Genomic DNA, 16,889 nt, shown 5'->3' with positions numbered 1-16,889 from the left:
GGATCGACCGGGGCGAGGGCGGGCGAGAATCATGGCCAATAACAGCGCAATGATCGGGCTGGGGATACTGACCGGAAATTCCGGTATCTACAACAGCTTCAAGATGCCGAAGATCGAGACCAGGGCGCAACGCATCGCCAAGGCGGCCTTCATCACCAAGGAAACGACCCCGCCTTGGAAGGAAAAGGCGTCGACCGTGCCGGTGAGCGCGCAAGTGTCGCAGATCAAGTCGATGTACTCCATCATCGACAAGCCCAGCGGCCTCACCGCCGGCCTTTCGGACGATGTGAAGACGGTATTCGCCGCCTATAAGGCGACCGACCGATTGCGCCTGCTCGCCGATGCTGCCGCCAAACCGGGCGTGACCGACATCGAACGGCAAAGCCTGCAAAAGGCCTTTGCCAAAGGATTGACGGACTTGAAGAAGTATCTGGCGAGTGCGCCATCGGACAAGGTCGACCTGGCCTATGGCCGCGTCGCCCGCCAGGTGCAGACGGTCGGCGTGGCCACCTCATCGTCCCAGTCGATGGGCGCGATCGTCGGTGAACAGGTCGCGAATTCCTCTACCGCTGCCCTCTCGGGGCTGACCGGGAAAGAAAAGTTCACGATCACGCTCAAGGATTACGGGGTGAGCGACACGGTAACGATCGATCTGTCGACCGTCACCCAGCCGCCCACCCTGTCCGGGGTGGCGAAGGCGGCCAATGATGCGATCGCCACCCTGTCCAAGAAGAATGCGGATGGGTCCGTCGTCCTGGACGGCGATGGCAAGCCCGTGCCGCGCTATTCGACGCGATTCTCGCTCCAATATACGCCGCCGCCATCGACCAAGGACTCCAATATCAAGAGCGCGCAGGAGGAGACCGGCCGCTACGCCTTGCAGATCCAGCGCGGCGGTACGGAATCCGTGTCGATCGACCAGGTCGGTGGCGACGATGCCATCATGGTGGCGGCCGGTTACAGCGAGTCGAGCTTCGACTCGAGTATCGGCTCCGACGGCAAACCGAAAAGCTATGTCTCCACGACCAGCGCGATCGCGACGGCGATCACGCGTTTCGACCGGGCCGATGGCGACCTGGCGCGCAAGACGCTGTCGACCCTGACCGCGGTCGATCGCATCGCGACCGAGAAGGCGCAGTTCAAGCAGGACAGCGATACGAGCAAGACCAAGAGCAAGGCGGACCCCACGGTGATGGCGGGGCTGTCCGTGGCATCGATGGTGACCGATGGCGAGGGCAACAGCTACATCGTCGGTACCACCGCCGGGGATCTGGGAGCGAACCGCTCGGACGGCCAGGACGATATGGTGCTGACCAAGGTCAGCAGCGAGGGCAAGATGTTGTGGCAGCGGACGCTGGGCACTGCTGGGTCGGCAAAGGGCGCGGCCGTCTCGCTGGCGCCGGATGGCGGGATCGTGGTGGCCGCGACGGTGACCGGCGGCATCGACTCCACCACCAGCGATGGCGACATGCTGGTCACCCGCTTCGACGCGATGGGGGACAGCCAGTTCGAAACGCTGATTAAGTCTTCGGGTACGGATGTCGCGAACGCGCTTGCCGTCGCGGCGGACGGTACGATCGCGGTCGGAGGCCGGAGCGGTGCAAAGGGGGATGCGTTCGTCGTGACCCTGTCCGCAGCCGGGAAGGAGCAGGCGCGCCGAACCATCGGGACGACTGGAAGCGGGACGGTGCGGGCCTTGGCGTTCGGCGCGAACGGCTCCCTCGTCGCGCTGACCAACGAAGCCGGACACGCCAAGCTGCACAGCATGAAGGCGCAAGCCATCGCCACCGATCAGGCGAGCTTGGATCTGGGCACTGCCGATGCCCGGTCGCTGGCGGTCGCCAGCGACGGCACGATCGCGGTCGTCGGTGCCACTTCCGCGGCGATCACGGGCGACAAGGTGAACCAAACAGCCGGTGGTCGGGACGGCTTCCTGACCCGGGTGGCCAGTGATCTGACCGGCGCGACGACGACCTATCTGGCCACAAGCGGCGACGACCAGATCGACAGCGTCAGGTTCATGAACGGTGACTTCTATGTCGGCGGCCGAACCAACGGCAACCTGGACGGCACGCGGACCGGCATGCTCGACGCCTTTGTCGCGCGAATCGATTCGGGCACCGGCGCGATCGGCATGACCCGCCAGTTCGGTCGCAAGGACGGCAGCTATGAACCGGTGATCGTCTCGGCGGCGAAGGGGGGATCGACGGCGCTCTCCGCGCTCGGCCTGTATCGTGGCACCCTTACTCCAACGGACTCGACCAAGCTGGAGGCGCAGACCGATCTGCGCCCGGGCGACAGCTTCAAGATCAAGGTCAATGGCGGATATGCCAAGACGATCACGATCGAGGAGAATGACACGCTCAACACCTTGACGGACAAGGTGCGCAAGGCCACCGGCAGCCGCTACGCCACCGTGAGCATGAGCTATGCCGACAAGGGGCGGGGGCTTCGGATCGCTGCGCAGCCGGGCCAGGAAATCGAATTGATCGCGGGCGCGACCGGCCGGGATGCGCTGAGCAAGCTGGGCCTGGAGGCTCGGCGTATTTCGGCACCCGCGACCGCGAGCAAGGGTGCGCCGTTGGTCACGCCTGGCGGCAGCTTCGGCCTGGATCTGTCCGACAGCCTGTCGCTGGCGAGCAGGAGTGACGCCAAGATCGCGTTGGCCCGCATGGAACAGGCGGTTTCCTACAGCCAGTCGGCCTATCGATCGCTCTATTGGGACGATGCCAAGGCGGCACGGGCCGACCCACCGAAAAACAAGGGCGGCGGCGATGCCGCCGCCGTCGCGCGCTACAATGCGCAGACCGCCAGCTACCAGGCCGCGCTCGATCGTCTCGGCGCCGGCTCCTCCACCTCTTTCGGATTCTGACCCATGGCCGACGGCATTCCCCCCATCCTCTCCGGCATCGCGCGCGAGATGCGGCATCTGGCCGAGCGGCAGAAGGTGGTCGCGCAGAACATCGCCAATTCGGAGACGCCCGGCTACAAGGCGCAGGACGTGGTCGCGCCCGATTTCTCGGCGCTGCTCGACGTGCATTCGGGCCCGGCGACGATCGCGCGGCCGCAGGTCGCGCTGACCGCCGGCATGAGCGCGCTGGGCGCACGGCCGCTGCGCGGCAGCGGCGCGGTGATCGTCGATCATGACGTGAGCGAGACCAAGCCCGACGGCAACAATGTGACGCTGGAGGACCAGCTGCTCAAGATGGGCCGTATCCAGTCCGACTTCGCCGCGATGACCAGCCTCTATCGCAAGCAGCAGGGCCTGCTGCGCACGGCGATCGGCAAGAGCGGGGGCTGATCCCCGCCGGCCACCGTCAGACGAACAGCGCCGCCACGACGCCGGCGACATGGCCGGTCGGCAGCGGGTCGAGCGCGATCTCCGTCTCGGGCAGGACGCTGTATCCCTTCATCGCGCCGTGCCGGTCGAGCGCGACCGACACCAGGCGAAAACCGCCCTCGACCTCGATCAGGGCCAGGCCGCCGGCTTGCGGATAGCGGTCGGGATCGACGATCACCACCGACTGTCCGGGCAGGCCGCCGCCCAGGGTCGGCCGGCAGACGCGCAGGCCGAAGGCGCGCGGGCCGGCGATGGCGGGGCATTCCACCCGCATCCCCGTCGGCGTCATCGCGATCAGCCCGTCGGCCAGCGGCGCGCCGAACAGCGGCACCATCCGCTGGACCGGCGAAACCGGCATCGGCATCTGGCTGGGCGCGGCATCGACCGGAAAGGCGTCGGCCTCGCCACCCGCCAGGCGCACCAAATCCTGGCGCAACCCGGCGATGCGCTGGCGACTGCGGTCGTGGCGGCGCTGCGGGCCGCCGATCGACGCCAGATAGGGCTCGAGCACGCCCTGTTCGTGCCAGCTGACGAGCTGTTTCCGCAAGGCTGCATCATCGGCGACGTCGAACAGGCGGCACAGCGAGTCGATCGTCTGGCGATTCCAGCGATCCAGTCCCTTCTGCGCATTCTCGATCCGCGACAGGATCACCGGCGGAATGTCATAGTCGCGATCGAGCAGCGGGGCGCTCAGTTGCGGGTCGGTGGCGCGGCGGTGGCGCATCGCCGCGGCGAGGAGCAGCGCCATCCGCGCCTCCTCCTCGTCGTCGCTCGCGGCGCCTTCGGCGAAGGGTGCGTACCAGCGTTCGATATCGAAATCGGGGGCGTCCATGTCGAGCAGCAGGTCGACCGGCGCGACATCCAGCGCGGCGGCGATCCGCACCAGCTCGTCGGCCCGCGCGAACACCTCGCCCCGCTCGATCTTCGACAGGCGGATATAGGGAATGTCGCGCAGCGACGCGGCGAAGGGCAGCAGCTTGAGCTGGCCCCGCTCCATCCGCCGTTCGCGGATGCGATTGGGGAAGACGACGTTGCGGAAGCGATCGACGGGGATGCTGCCCGGCGGCCCGGCCGCGACCATGGGGTCGCCGCGACGGGTGCGACGGCGACGCAACGGTACATCGACCTCAAGGGCCGAGCGGTCAGGATTCATTCCTACTTCCCAAGCTCAGACGGGCGCTCTGTCCCTTGCCGAACCTGCATATCGGATGAACGACGCTTCCGATAGATGGGAAGCAATATGGTTAGTGGACGGTGGGGCGATCCATCGCCGCCAGCATCGGCCAGATGCCGTCGGTCGCCATCGGCAGCACGGGCAGGGCATGGCCGTCGCAGCCGGCCAGGTCGAACAGCCAGGCGGGATCGCTGGTCGGCCGGTCATGGGTCAGGGTCAGCCCGGTACCGTCGGTGACCAGGGTGACGGCGGCGCCCATGGCGGGCGCGGTGGCGAGGCGGGCGAGCAACTGGCGAGCGGCCAGGTCGAAAGCGACGACGGCGGGGCGCAGCACCGGATCGCCGGTCAGGACGCGGGCCCGGTCGAGGCAGATGCGCGAGTCCGACGTCCATAGCGTCAGCCGGCCGTCCGGGGTTCGCGCGAGCAGGGCGGCATCGCTGAGCGAGAGCAGGCCACGCGCCACGACGATCAGGTCGCCGGCGGCTTGCTGGAAGTCGGTGTCGACCAGCGCCATCAACGGAGCGATGCGCTTGTCCACCAAATTGTCGCCCATCATCGATACGCTCTCCAGATACTTCTTCATTCTAGGAGCGTTGCGCCGTTTCAGGGCGTAGGTTGCGGGAATTACGGTCGGACGGCGACGCAGCGACACGGGATCAGCGTGCGGCGGCGTCGGCGGGCTTGGCGATGGCGCGCGGGCGGGCGGGCAGGGCCGGGCTGCGCAGGCCATCGGCGAAACGCGGCGTGCGCTGGGCCAGTTCGGCGATCGCCACCGCCGCCCGCTTGGCGACTTGGCGCGAGCGTTCGCGCGCCGCGTCGTCGATCATGGAGACGGCGTTTTCCTCTTCGCTCAGGCTGAGGCGGCGTTCGATCGCCTCGCGATGGGTCGCGATCCGCTCCTCCAGCGCGCGGACCTCGGTGGGGTCGACCGGATAGAGGTCCGAGCGGAGGCGCGGGCCGGTGGTGGTGCCGGCGGCCGGGGCGCGGGTGCGGGCGCGGCGCTTGAGCTGGTCCATGCCGACGGTGCGCAGATGCTCGACATATTCGCTGACCAGGCGGGTCCGCGTGGTGTCGGCCATATAGGAGGAAGCACCCGATTCGGTCCGCTCCAGCGATTCCTCGTCGAGCAGCATCGATTCCAGGCTGTTCTCCTCGCCCTCTCCGGTCGTCGAGACGGCGTGGAGCGACACGGTGGTCGCGGCGACGCGCTTCGCCGAGGGGCGCTGGTCGGTCATCAGGCGGAAGCGCAGGCCCTGCAGCTCGCCGCGGATCTGCCAGTTCACGAAGGTGGTGAACTGCGCCTTTTCCGGGTTGTAGGCCTGGATCGCGCGGTGGACGCCGATCGCGCAGACCTGCTCGGCATCCTCCCAATGGGCGAGAAGGCCGTATTGGCGGATGAAGTGGCGGATGCGGGGCGCGATCAGCTTCAGGATGGTCGCGAAGGCGCGCTCGGATTCAACGCGCTGCCGGTTCGTCTGGCGCTCGCCCTCGGCGGGCGTGGCGGCGATCACGGTAGCGACGGCGGCTTCCAGAGCGGCGGTGATCTTGGACATTGCAGGTTCCCCAAACCCAGGAGCGACGTTCGCTCCGTACGAGGACCTTAGTGAAGCGAAATGGTTAACATCCTGTATAAATCCATTAGGACTTGTTCTCGATCCTATAATGGACGGTGGCGCTTCTCAGAGGGTTCGCGCGAAGCGGCCCGCGTCGATGTGATGATCGACATAGCCGAGCAGCCAGTTGCGATGCGCGGCGGTGGCGGTGCCCGCCTGGGCGATTCGCCGGCCGCTGTCGCCGCTGCCGACCTGCGCGTGGAGCAGGGTGCGGGCGCGATGCTCGTCGAGCCCGCCATGGCGCAGGAAGCGGATCGCGTCGCCCAGGCCCAGGTGATGCGCCAGATAGGCCAGTCGCGCGGTGCCCGATTCGGCGCCATCGATATTGACGCCGGCCCGCTCCAGCCCGTCGAGATTGCGGCGGGCATAATCGGCGATGCCATTGATCGCGGCGGTGGGATCGTAACGGAGCGCGAGGATATTGGCGCGTGCGCTGGCCAGCACCTGACCGTTCCCGCCCAGCCAGCCATTGGCGCTGGCGAGGGCGTTCAGCCAGGTGCCCTGCGTCTCGGCCATGCCTTCCCAGGTGCGGCTGAGGAACTGGCCTAGGCCGGCGGCGCTGGAGCGCGGGTTGCGCGACAGGGTCTGCCAGCGGCCGGACGAATCCTTGCCCGCCTCGGCATCGACGATCGCGGCCAGCGCGGTGGCGGGAATCCCGGTGCGTGCGGCGGCGGTGCGCAGCGCGGGGGCATGGATCTGGTTGGGGCCGAGCCCATCGACCTCGACCGAGGCCGTCGTCGGTGACGATGCGTGGACCGCCGGCTTCGCGGGCGCACTCGGCGCGGCCGGCGATGGGGCGGACTCGCCCAACAGTGCGAGGAGGGAATCGAGATTGGCGCGGCGCGTGTCGCTGTCGAACGAGGGCAGGCGGCCGCCATCCTCCTGGTCGGAGCGACCGGTCGGCCCGAGCGCGGCGCGCCACAGGCGCTGCGACATTTCCGCCTGCGCCTCGCCATAGATCAGCGCCGCGCGCCGCGCCGGCGGCAGCGCCTGGAAGGCGAGGCGGTCGATCACGGTCGCGGACTGGTACGGCGGAACCGCCCGGCACGCGCGCCGACCCGGTCGTCATTCGCCATCTGTTCGGCATTGGCCTCGAGGCGCACCGCTTCCTCGCGGAAGGTGCCGGCGGCATTCTCGATCGCGGTGCGCGAGCCATAGCAGTCCACCGCCTGGCGACGCAGTTCCTCCAGCTGGGCATGGGCCAGCGCCCGCCGCTCGCGCAGGCGCTGGCGGTCGGCGCGGGCGCGCACGAAGAAATGCTCGGTCAACATGCGATGGTCGCTGCCGGACGCGACGCTTTCGCGGCGCATCGCGGCATCGATCTCGCGCTGCGCCAGCTCGACGCGTTGCAGTTCGTCGATGGCCTGGCCGATCGCCGCGCGCACCTGGTCGAGCTGGCGATCGGTCACGCGCAGCGCGGTGTCATAGGGCGTCTTCACGCCGCATCCTCCAGCGTCCGAGCCCCCTCGATCAGGGCGTTCAGGTCGGCGAAGATCTCATCGGCGCGGCCGCGATCCTGCTTGCCCTGCTTCAACAGCCCCTCGATCGTCGGCGCCAGCCGGATCGCGGTGTCGACCTCTGCATTGGAGCCGGGCTTGTAGACGCCGAGCTGCACCATCTCCTCCATGTCGCCGAAGGTCGACAACATGCGGCGCGCGGCGAGGCGGGTCTCGTTCTCGGCGGCGTCGTGGCAGTGCGGTAGGGTGCGCGAGACCGACTTGAGCACGTCGATCGCCGGATAGCGGCCACGCTCGGCGATCTTGCGGCTGATCACGACGTGACCGTCCAGGATGCCGCGCACCGCGTCGGCGACCGGCTCGTTATGATCGTCGCCATCGACCAGCACGGTGAAGACGCCGGTGATCGATCCCTGGCCGGCGCGGCCGGGGCCGGCACGCTCCAGCAGGCGCGGCAGTTCGGCGAAGACGGTCGGCGTATAGCCCTTGGTCGCGGGCGGTTCGCCGCTGGCCAGGCCGATCTCGCGCTGCGCCATGGCGAAGCGGGTGACCGAGTCCATCAGGCACAAGACGTTCAGCCCCTGGTCGCGGAAATGCTCGGCGATCGCCATCGTCGTCCAGGCGGCCTGGCGGCGCATCAGCGCCGGCTCGTCGCTGGTCGCGACGACCACGACGCTGCGGGCGAGACCCTCCGGTCCCAGATCGTCCTCGACGAATTCCTGCACCTCGCGACCGCGCTCGCCGATCAGGCCGATGACGGCCACGTCGCACTTGGTCCAGCGCGCCAGCATCGACAGCAGCACCGACTTGCCGACGCCCGAACCCGCGAACAGGCCCAGTCGCTGCCCGGTGCAGAGCGGCGCGAACACGTCGAGCGCGCGTACGCCGGTCTCCAGCTTGGCGCCGACCCGGGCGCGCTCGGCGGCCGGGGGCGGCGCGGCGCGGATCGGCCGGGCGACGAGCCCCGAGGGCAGGATGCCGCGACCGTCGACCGGACGGCCCAGGCCATCGACCATGCGGCCCAGCCAGGTCACGTCGGGGCGGACGTTGAACTGGCCGGCGGCCAGCACCGCGCGCGCGCCGGTGGCGATGCCATAGGGGTCGCTGAACGGCAGGCACTGGCACAGATCGCCTTCCAGGCCGGTGACTTCCGCTTCCAGCGTGCCCTTGTCATGGGCGATGCGCAGGCGCGATCCGATCGCGGCGGCGCCGGTCAGGCCGGCGACCTCGATCAGCGCGCCGCGCACCGAGACGACCATGCCGTAGCGATCCTCGCGCGGCATGTCGCGCAGGGAGGCCGCGGCCATCGCGAAGGAGCTGTCCGGGCGCATCAGGCGGCCTCCCCCTGGATGTGGGCGAACACCGCCGTTTCATGGTCGATCAGCACCCGGCAGGCGCCGAGCGCGCGGTAGAAGTCGTTGGTGGCGACGAACCGGGCGAATTCCAGGCAGGCCGCGCGGGCCGCCGGGCGTTCGAACACGCTCATCAGATCGGCGAGCAGGTCGACCACCTGGTTCTGGTGGTTGGCGCGATTGGGTTCGTCGATATAGGCGAACATGGTGGCCAGGTAGAGCCGACGGGCCGGCGTCGTGGCCTGATCGGGGTGCATCACCTCGCGCGCGCGCAGCAGCGACACCTGATTTTCGATCAGCAATTCAGTGCGGCCTCGGGCTCGAAGGACCGCGCCGTTCACGATCATCTTCTCGCCATCGCGCAACGCAATCCGCAGGGTCATCGATCGGCTCCATTCATGTGATGGGCATCTTATAGGAACCGTATCGGCAGGTTCGGGCGCGGCCCGGCAATTTTTGCCGTCACTTTCTGGCGGGGCGGCAAATCCGGCCCGGTGGCGACCGGCCGCGACCGCGTCCCTCTATAATCGGTTAAGACGGGCATCGGCCCGCCGCTGTCCCCCGTCCTGTCCCGCATAGGAGACGCACAAGTGAGTCTTTATTCCGCCCTGTCGGCCGGCGTGTCCGGCCTCAACGCGCAGAGCAGCGCGATGGCGACCGTCGCCGACAACATCACCAACATCAACACGGTCGGCTACAAGGCCACCGAGACCCAGTTCAGCACGATGGTGGGCGAGGGGCGCGCGGGCGCGACCTATGTCGCCGGCGGCGTCAAGGCCGTGGCCCATTCGCTGATCTCCAAGGCCGGTCTGCCCACGCCGTCGAGCAACTCGACCGACCTGTCGATCAACGGCAACGGTTTCTTCGTCACGCGCACCGGTTCGGACGCGAACAGCGCCGTGTCGCTGACCCGCGCCGGCTCGTTCGTGCCGAACAAGCAGGGCTATCTGGTCAACACCTCGGGCGCCTATCTTCAGGGATGGCGCCTGTCGCCGACCGGCGGCTATACCAACACCGGCACGATGAGCGGCCTGGAAGCGGTCAAGCTCAACGACCTGCAGGGGACGGCCAGCGCGACCACCACCATCGCGATGAAGGCGAATTTCCCGACCACCACCACGGCCTATACCGGCACCTACAATGCCGGCGACCTGGCGTCGGGCGCGGTGGCGCCGGCATTCACCCGGCCGATGGACGTGACCGACGCGCAGGGCGTGTCGCATCGTGTGAACCTGGCGGTGATCCGCACCGGGGTGAACACGTGGAAGGGCGAGATCTATGCCTCGCCGGCCAGCGAGGTGACGGCCGGCGGCGGCGTGCTGGCCAGCGGCACGATCAAGTTCAACGCGGACGGCAGCCTGGACAAGGCCGGCAGCAGCGCCGCGCTGTTCGGATCGATCACGCCGAGCTGGACGAACGGCGCGGCCGCATCGCCGATCGCGCTCAACTTCGGCGACAATGGCGGCGTCAATGGCTTCACCTCCTATGACACGCCGTTCACTGCGACGCCGACCGTCAATGGCGGCAAATTGGGGACGATCGCATCGATCGAGGTGTCCACCGACGGCATCGTCAGCGCCAAGTTCGAGGATGGCACGTCGCGCGCCGTGTTCAAGCTGCCGATCGCGACCGTGCCCAATCCGGACGGCATGACCCGCACCTCGGGCAACGGCTTCGCCACCTCCAGCCAGTCGGGCGACTTCAAGATCGTCGCGCCCGGCGAGGGCGGCGGCACCATCTCCGCCTTCTCGCTGGAGGCATCGACCTCCGACCTGGGCAAGGAGTTCACCGACATGATCCGCTTCCAGCGCGCCTACAGCGCCTCGTCGAAGATCATCACCACGGTGGACGACATGCTCCAGGAAGTCAGCAACCTGAAGCGCTAAGATAAGGAACGGACGCGGTGTCGCTCAGTCAGATCCTGTCATCGGCCCTGTCGGGCCTCAACGCGGCGCAGGCCGGCATCCGCACCGCGTCCAACAACATCGCCAACGTCAACACGACCGGCTATGCGCGCGAAAGAGTGTCGCAGCAGACCGGCGTGGCCGGCGGCCGGACCAACGGCGTGCTGGTCGGCGAACCCGCCCGGGTCGCCGACCGCTACCTGGAGGATGTGGTCCTTGGCCGCGCGAGCGATGCGGGCGCGGCGGCCACCGCCTCCGACTATCTGCAACGCCTGCAGGCGCTGCTCGGATCGCCGGGATCGGAGACCGCGCTGCCGGGCCGGTTGCAGGCGATCATCGCCACCACCACCGCGCTCGGCGGCACGACCGGCGGTACCACCGCCGGCACGCAGGCGGCCGCGGCCATGATGGGGGCGATCGCCGATACGGTCGCGACGATGCAGTCGATCGGCAGCGATGTCGAGGCGATGCGGAGCGAGGTGGACCAGGATACCGGGCAGACGGTGCGGCGGATCAACACGCTGCTCCAGACGCTGCACGGCCTGAACGACGATATTTCCCGGGCCGAGGCGCTGGGGCAGAGTTCGGCCGGCGCGGCCGACCGGCGGACCACGGCGATTGAGGAATTGTCGGGGCTGATCGGCATCGACACGCAGCGCCTGCCCAATGGCCGCATCACCATCGCGACCAAGGGCGGCGCGACGCTGCTCGACAAGCTGCCACGCCAGTTGAGCTATGACAGCAACGGCTCGGCGACCATGACCTCGGGCTATCCGGCGATCACGGTGCATTTCGCCGACGAGAAGGGCGTATCCGGCGCCGCCACGGGCGAGACGCTGGACGGGCCGCAGCTCGGCGGCAAGCTGGGCGGGTTGATCGACCTGCGCGACCGGCAACTGCCCGATTTCGCCGAGCGGCTGGGCTCGGTCTTTACCGGCCTCGCCAAGGCGCTGAACGCCGCCAGCAACGCCGGTACGGCCGTGCCCGCGCCCAATCGGCTGGAGGGGCGGCCGACCTTGCTGTCCGGCAGCGACCGGCTGGGGTTCGGCGGCGGCATCACCGTGGCGGTCACCGCGCGCGACGGTACGCTGGTCGGTCAGTCCACGATCGACCTGTCCGGCCTGTCGACCGTCGATGACGCGATCGCCGCGATCAATGCCGGATTGGGCGGAGCGGCCACCGCCAGTTTCACCAATGGCAGCTTGTCGATCACGGCGGCGGGCAGCACCAACGGCGTGGTGGTCGCGCAGGACGGCAGCAACCCCAGCGCGCGCGGCGGCGTCGGCTTCTCGCACTATTTCGGGCTGAACGACGTGGTGCGCAGCAAGACCGCGCCGCTCGTCCCCTCCGGCTTCGTGGCGAGCGACGCACACGGGCTGAACTTCTCGGCCGGCGCGACCGTGGAGATGGCGGTCCGCGACTCCAACGGACGGGTCGCGGCGACCTACAGCCTGACCGGCAGCGCCGGGGCCAAGGTCGGCGACCTGGTGACCGAACTGAACGCCAGTCCGCTGGCGCGATACGGTGCCTTCTCGCTCGACGATGGCGGCCGCATCCGGTTCAGCGCCAGCAGCACCAATGGCGGTGCCGAGGTGTCGATCCGGCGGGATACCACCACCCGTGGCACGACCGGCCTGGGCTTCTCGGCCATGGCCGGGTTCGGCGGCCATGAGGCGGGGCTGGCCGGCGCCAGCATCAGCCGCATCATGACGGCCGACGCCACCCGCGTGCCGCTGGCCCGGCTACAGGCCGCCTCGGTCGGGCAGAAGGCGCTGGGCGTCGGCGACCGCTCGGGTGCGAGCGATGTCATCAACGCCCTCTCGGCCGCGACCGAGCTCGGGCGGGACGGCACCACCAGCGTCCAGCAGCTCGCCACCAGGGTGCTGGGCGAGACGGCGGGCACCGCCAGCCGCGCCAAGGAGCGCGCCGAGGAAACCGGCGATCGCCGCAACGACGCCGCCGCCCGGCGCGACAGCTTCTCGGGCGTCAACCTGGACGAGGAACTGGGCCAGCTCGTCGTGCTCCAGAACAGCTACTCCGCCTCCGCCCGGCTGATCAGCGTCGCGAACCAGATGTTCGACTCGCTGCTCGGCACCATCAAATAAGGATCGGTCATGACCCGTATCGCCACCATTCCGCTTCAGCAGGCGCAGGCCGCCGGCATGGCCCGCGCCACCGGCAAGCTGAACGACGTGATCACCAAGCTCAGCTCGGGCAAGAAAGCGCCCGACCTCGCCGGCCTCGGCAGCGATGCGGTCCGCTCGCTCTCGACGCGCAACATGCTCGCCCGGCAGGAGGCGCAAGGCAAGGCGGCGTCGCAGCTCGGCACGACGTTGTCGCTCTACGCCACCAATATCGGTGCCATCGACGAGTCGGTGACCAGCCTGCGCACGGCGTTGCTGACCGCGGCGGGGACCGGAGACGGCACCGGCGTGCAGGGCGCGATCGCCGGTGCGTTTCAGCAGGTCCGCAACGCGCTCAATGCCAGTGACGGCGAAGTGGCGCTGTTCGCCGGCAGCCAGACCCAGGGCACGCCCTTCAAGCCGGTGACGCTGGCCGATACGGTCGGCGCCACGACCGCCACCGCCTTCGCCGATGACGGCGTGCGCGCCTCGGCGCGGGTCGGCGACGCGATCGACGTGACATACGGCGTGTCGGCGCGGGAACTCGGCGGCGACCTGCTCCAGGCGTTCCGTACCCTGGCGGAGGCCGGCGATATCGGCAGCACGCCGACGGCGGCGCAGAAGGCGGCGATGCAGAGCGCGGCGGAGCAGATCCAGAAGGCCCTGTCCGGCGTGCGGTCGATCGACGGCGAAAACGGCCGCAAACAGGCGCTGCTCGAATCGCTCGGCACGCGGGCCGCGGAACGCAGCACGCTGCTCAAGGGCGTGATCGCCGATGCGGAAGATGCCGATTACGCGCAATTGTCCACCGAACTGGACCAGCAGCAACAGGTGCTGAAGGCCAGCTATTCGGTGTTCAGCCAAGTCTCGAAGCTCAGCCTGACCGATTATATCCGCTGATCCGATTTGGTCTTCGGCGATTCCGATCCGGCGCTGCGCGCGTAGCGAAGCGATCCGGCGCCCGCTCCGGACGCCTTGAACCGCTCCGCCACGCTCGTGATGACGATGCCGGGTCTCGTGGACATGGGCAACGTCGATGCGCTTCGGGAATGGAGCCTCGCCTATTTCGTCAACGTCGCGCGATCCAGGTCGAGCGAGGCGGCCGGCACCACCTCCACCTTGGGATAGGCCTTGCGCAGCGGCTCCAGGAACTGCTTGGCATCACCCACCACGACGATGCTCGCTGCCTTGGGGTCGAGCAACGCCGCCGCCGCCGACTGCACCGCCGCCGGATCGACGCCCTGCACCTCGGCGGTGTAGCGGCCCAGCTCGGTCAGCGGCAGCGCCTGCACGACATAGCCGCCGATCAGCCCGGCGATGCCGTCGGTCGTCTCCACGGTGCGGCCGAAATTGCCGACCAGCACCGCCTTGCGCGTGTCCAGCTCGCTCGGCGGCACGGGCGCCTGGCCCATGCGCTGCATCTCGGCAGCGATCAGCGACACGACCTCGGCGGCCGTCTCGTTCTTGGTCTGGGTGCGCGCCGCGATCGCGCCCGGCCGGCGACCGGCCGACAGGCTGCTGCCCGCGCCATAGGCCAGGCCGCGCTTGATGCGGATTTCCTGATTCAGGCGCGACGAGAAGCCGCCGCCCAGCACGGTATTGGCGACCGCCAGCGGATAATAGCGCGGATCGGCCCGCGCGATCGCGGGGCGCGCCACGACCACGCCGGCCTGGCCCGCGCCGGGCATGTCGACCACGATCACGCGCGGCGCCGGAAAGCCGGCCTCCGCGGCGGCGGCGGCCGAAGCGCCGGGGGTCGGCACGGTCCAGCCGCCGAACTGCCGCTGCGCCAGGGCCTGAGCCTTGGCCGGGGTGATGTCGCCGACCAGGATCAGCGCGGAGCGGGACGGGGCCCAGGTCCGCGCATAGGCGGCGGTCAGGTCCTGCCGGGTCAGGGCCTTGAGCGAGGCGGGCGTCCCCTCCAGCGGCGTGCCATAGGGCCGGTCGCCGAACACCGCGCGGCCCGCCACCAGCCCGGCAAGCTGCGCCGGGTTCTTGTACGCGACGGTGATGCCGTCGATCGCCTGGGCGCGGGCGCGCTCGATTTCCTCGGGCGCATAGGCGGGATGCTGCGCGACGTCGGCCAGGATGGTCATCGCCGGATCGATCTGGTCCGACTTCACCGTCAGGTCGACCGACGCGCCGTCGCGGCTGGCATCGCTTTCGATCGCGCCGCCCAGCGACTCGACCGCGCGCGCGATCTCGGTGGCGGAGCGGGTGGCGGTGCCCTTGGTCATCAGCGCCGCCGACAGGCTGGACGCGCCCGCCGCGCGCGCCGGATCGGTCGCGGCGCCGCCGGTCGCGACCAGCGACGCGGTGACCAGCGGCAGGTCGTGCCGCTCGACGGTGATGACACGCAGGCCATTGGCCAGCCGCGTCTCGACCGGCCGGGGAAGGTCGGCGGCGACGGGCGCGGCGGGGGCTGGCGGCTGGATGCGCTGGCCCTCGGGCGCGGGGGTGAAGACGGGGATATCGGCCGGGGCCTTGAGCGCGGCGACCTGTACCGTCGGGGCGATGGTCACCGGATCGGCGGCGGCGTTCGCCGGCTTCTGCTCGGCGGGCAGGTAGCGGATCGTCGCCGCCTGCGCCGCATTCAGATAGCGGCGCGCGACGCGCTGCACATCGGCGGCGGTGACCCGCTGGATCGCGGCGAGCTGGCGGTCGGCGGCGCGCGGATCGCCATCGATGATGACCGAGGAGGCGAGGGTCGACGCCTTGCCCTCCGCCGTCTCGCGCGCGCGGATCGCGCCGGTCAGGATCTGGTTCTTCGCCTCCGCCAGTTCGGCGGCCGAGACGGGCGCGTCGCGCAGACGCGCGATCTCGCGCATCAGCGCCGCCTCGCCCTGCGCCACCGTCTTGCCGCCGGCGAGGATCGCATAGGCGACGAGGTTACCGGTGCCCTGCTTGGTGTCGAAGAAGGTCTCGGCCGATTGCGCGATCTGGTCGCGATAGACCAGGCTCTCATAGAGGCGCGAGCTTTCGCCTGTCGCCAGTACCGCGTTCAGCACCGACAGCGCCGCGATGTCCGGATCGCGGTCGGCGGGGACATGCCAGCTCATCAGCACGGCGGGCAGCGGCGTGTTCGCCTCATAGACGGTGCGCGTGACCGGCGCGGTGCGGGCCGGCTCGGCGACGGTCACGCGGGGGATCGGATAGCCGGGCTTGGCGATCGGCGCGAAATACTGGTCGACCCAGCGGTCGAGCTGCGCGGGATCGAAATTGCCCGACACCACCAGCACCGCATTGTCCGGCCGGTAATAGGTGGCGTGGAAGGCGCGGACATCGTCGATCCCGGCGGACTGAAGCTCCTCCAGGCTGCCGATGCCGGGCCGCGCATAGGGATGCGCGGTGTAGGACACTTCCGGATAATAGATGGAGAACAGCTTGCCATAGGGCTGGGCGAGCGTGCGCTGGCGCAGTTCCTCCTTCACCACGTCGCGTTCGGAGGCGAAGCTGACCGGCTCGACGACCAGGCTGGCCATCCGGTCCGCCTCCGCGAACAACAGGCGTTGCAGGTGGTTGGCGGGCACCACCTCGAAATAATTGGTATAGTCGTCGTTGGTGGAGGCGTTGTTGTAGCCGCCGACATCCTCGGTCAGCCGGTCCATCTGCTCCGGCATCAGGTTGCGCGTCGCCTTGAACATCAGATGCTCGAACATGTGCGCGAAGCCCGAGCGGCCCTTGGGATCGTCCTTGGACCCGACATCGTACCAGACCTGCACCGAGACGTTCGGCGTCGAGGTGTCGCGCAGCGCATAGACGCGCAGGCCGTTGGGCAGCGTGCGCTCGGTGAAGTTGAGCGGCGCGACGCTGGCGGTGCTCGTGGCCGTGTTCGGCGCGGCCTGGGGCGCGGCCGCCTGGGCCAGCAGAGGGGCGGGCAGCAGCGCGGCGCTCAGCAGCAGGCCGGCACGGATCAGACGCATTCA

The 16,889-nt window shown here is 69.1% G+C and carries 13 protein-coding genes; 5 read left to right on the top strand and 8 right to left on the bottom strand.

Annotation, left to right across the window (positions count from 1 at the left end; translation table 11 throughout):
• The first annotated feature begins 31 nt into the window (after positions 1 to 31).
• Both BRX43_RS02605 and BRX43_RS02600 read left to right on the top strand, forming a co-directional pair.
• A complete protein-coding gene (locus tag BRX43_RS02605) occupies positions 32 to 2,872 on the top strand; it encodes a hypothetical protein (protein WP_125993284.1) in 2,841 nt (946 codons plus the stop codon).
• Between the two features lie 3 nt (positions 2,873 to 2,875).
• Positions 2,876 to 3,301, top strand: coding sequence for a flagellar basal body protein (locus BRX43_RS02600; RefSeq protein WP_206433074.1), 426 nt, complete (start codon positions 2,876 to 2,878; stop codon positions 3,299 to 3,301).
• Positions 3,302 to 3,317: 16 nt separating this feature from the next.
• Here the strand turns inward: BRX43_RS02600 and BRX43_RS02595 are convergent, their stop codons facing one another.
• The 7 genes from BRX43_RS02595 to BRX43_RS02565 all read right to left on the bottom strand — a co-directional run bounded on the left by BRX43_RS02595 (position 3,318) and on the right by BRX43_RS02565 (position 9,319).
• Complete coding sequence (locus tag BRX43_RS02595; protein ID WP_241214723.1) at positions 3,318 to 4,493, bottom strand: helix-turn-helix domain-containing protein; 1,176 nt, start codon at positions 4,491 to 4,493, stop codon at positions 3,318 to 3,320.
• Positions 4,494 to 4,584: 91 nt separating this feature from the next.
• Positions 4,585 to 5,097, bottom strand: a complete 513-nt coding sequence (locus tag BRX43_RS02590) for a hypothetical protein (RefSeq protein ID WP_125993283.1) — start codon at positions 5,095 to 5,097, stop codon at positions 4,585 to 4,587.
• A gap of 73 nt (positions 5,098 to 5,170) precedes the next feature.
• Entirely contained in the window at positions 5,171 to 6,067 is an 897-nt protein-coding gene (locus tag BRX43_RS02585; RefSeq protein ID WP_125993282.1) for a sigma-70 family RNA polymerase sigma factor, read from the bottom strand.
• 126 nt (positions 6,068 to 6,193) lie between these two features.
• Positions 6,194 to 7,141 (bottom strand): peptidoglycan-binding protein, encoded by a 948-nt coding sequence (locus BRX43_RS02580; protein ID WP_125993281.1) that lies wholly within the window; start codon positions 7,139 to 7,141, stop codon positions 6,194 to 6,196.
• Positions 7,138 to 7,566 (bottom strand): hypothetical protein, encoded by a 429-nt coding sequence (locus BRX43_RS02575; protein WP_125993280.1) that lies wholly within the window; start codon positions 7,564 to 7,566, stop codon positions 7,138 to 7,140. The genes BRX43_RS02580 and BRX43_RS02575 overlap by 4 nt, the downstream gene beginning before the upstream one ends.
• Positions 7,563 to 8,915, bottom strand: a complete 1,353-nt coding sequence (gene fliI, locus BRX43_RS02570) for a flagellar protein export ATPase FliI (protein WP_125993279.1) — start codon at positions 8,913 to 8,915, stop codon at positions 7,563 to 7,565. The genes BRX43_RS02575 and fliI overlap by 4 nt, the downstream gene beginning before the upstream one ends.
• A complete protein-coding gene (locus BRX43_RS02565) occupies positions 8,915 to 9,319 on the bottom strand; it encodes a flagellar biosynthesis repressor FlbT (RefSeq protein ID WP_125993278.1) in 405 nt (134 codons plus the stop codon). The genes fliI and BRX43_RS02565 overlap by 1 nt, the downstream gene beginning before the upstream one ends.
• A 207-nt stretch (positions 9,320 to 9,526) precedes the next feature.
• Between BRX43_RS02565 and BRX43_RS02560 the strand changes: the two genes are divergently transcribed.
• Genes BRX43_RS02560 through BRX43_RS02550 form a run of 3 tightly spaced genes read left to right on the top strand, consistent with a single transcriptional unit; the run spans position 9,527 to position 13,863 of the window.
• Positions 9,527 to 10,822, top strand: a complete 1,296-nt coding sequence (locus BRX43_RS02560; RefSeq protein ID WP_125993277.1) for a flagellar hook protein FlgE — start codon at positions 9,527 to 9,529, stop codon at positions 10,820 to 10,822.
• 17 nt (positions 10,823 to 10,839) lie between these two features.
• Complete coding sequence (gene flgK / locus BRX43_RS02555) at positions 10,840 to 12,945, top strand: flagellar hook-associated protein FlgK (RefSeq protein WP_125993276.1); 2,106 nt, start codon at positions 10,840 to 10,842, stop codon at positions 12,943 to 12,945.
• A gap of 9 nt (positions 12,946 to 12,954) precedes the next feature.
• Positions 12,955 to 13,863, top strand: coding sequence for a flagellin (locus BRX43_RS02550; RefSeq protein ID WP_125993275.1), 909 nt, complete (start codon positions 12,955 to 12,957; stop codon positions 13,861 to 13,863).
• Positions 13,864 to 14,024: 161 nt separating this feature from the next.
• On the opposite strand, the gene BRX43_RS02545 is transcribed toward BRX43_RS02550, so the two are convergent.
• On the bottom strand, positions 14,025 to 16,886 hold the full coding sequence (locus BRX43_RS02545; protein ID WP_125993274.1) for a pitrilysin family protein: 2,862 nt from the start codon (positions 16,884 to 16,886) through the stop codon (positions 14,025 to 14,027).
• Between the last annotated feature and the right edge of the window lie 3 nt (positions 16,887 to 16,889).

Origin of the sequence: Sphingomonas sp. S-NIH.Pt15_0812 (genome assembly GCF_003951315.1) — a bacterium.
Taxonomy (GTDB): domain Bacteria; phylum Pseudomonadota; class Alphaproteobacteria; order Sphingomonadales; family Sphingomonadaceae; genus Sphingomonas.
The sequence above is the reverse complement of the archived record's forward strand: the minus strand, read 5'-3'. Positions and strand labels throughout refer to the sequence as shown.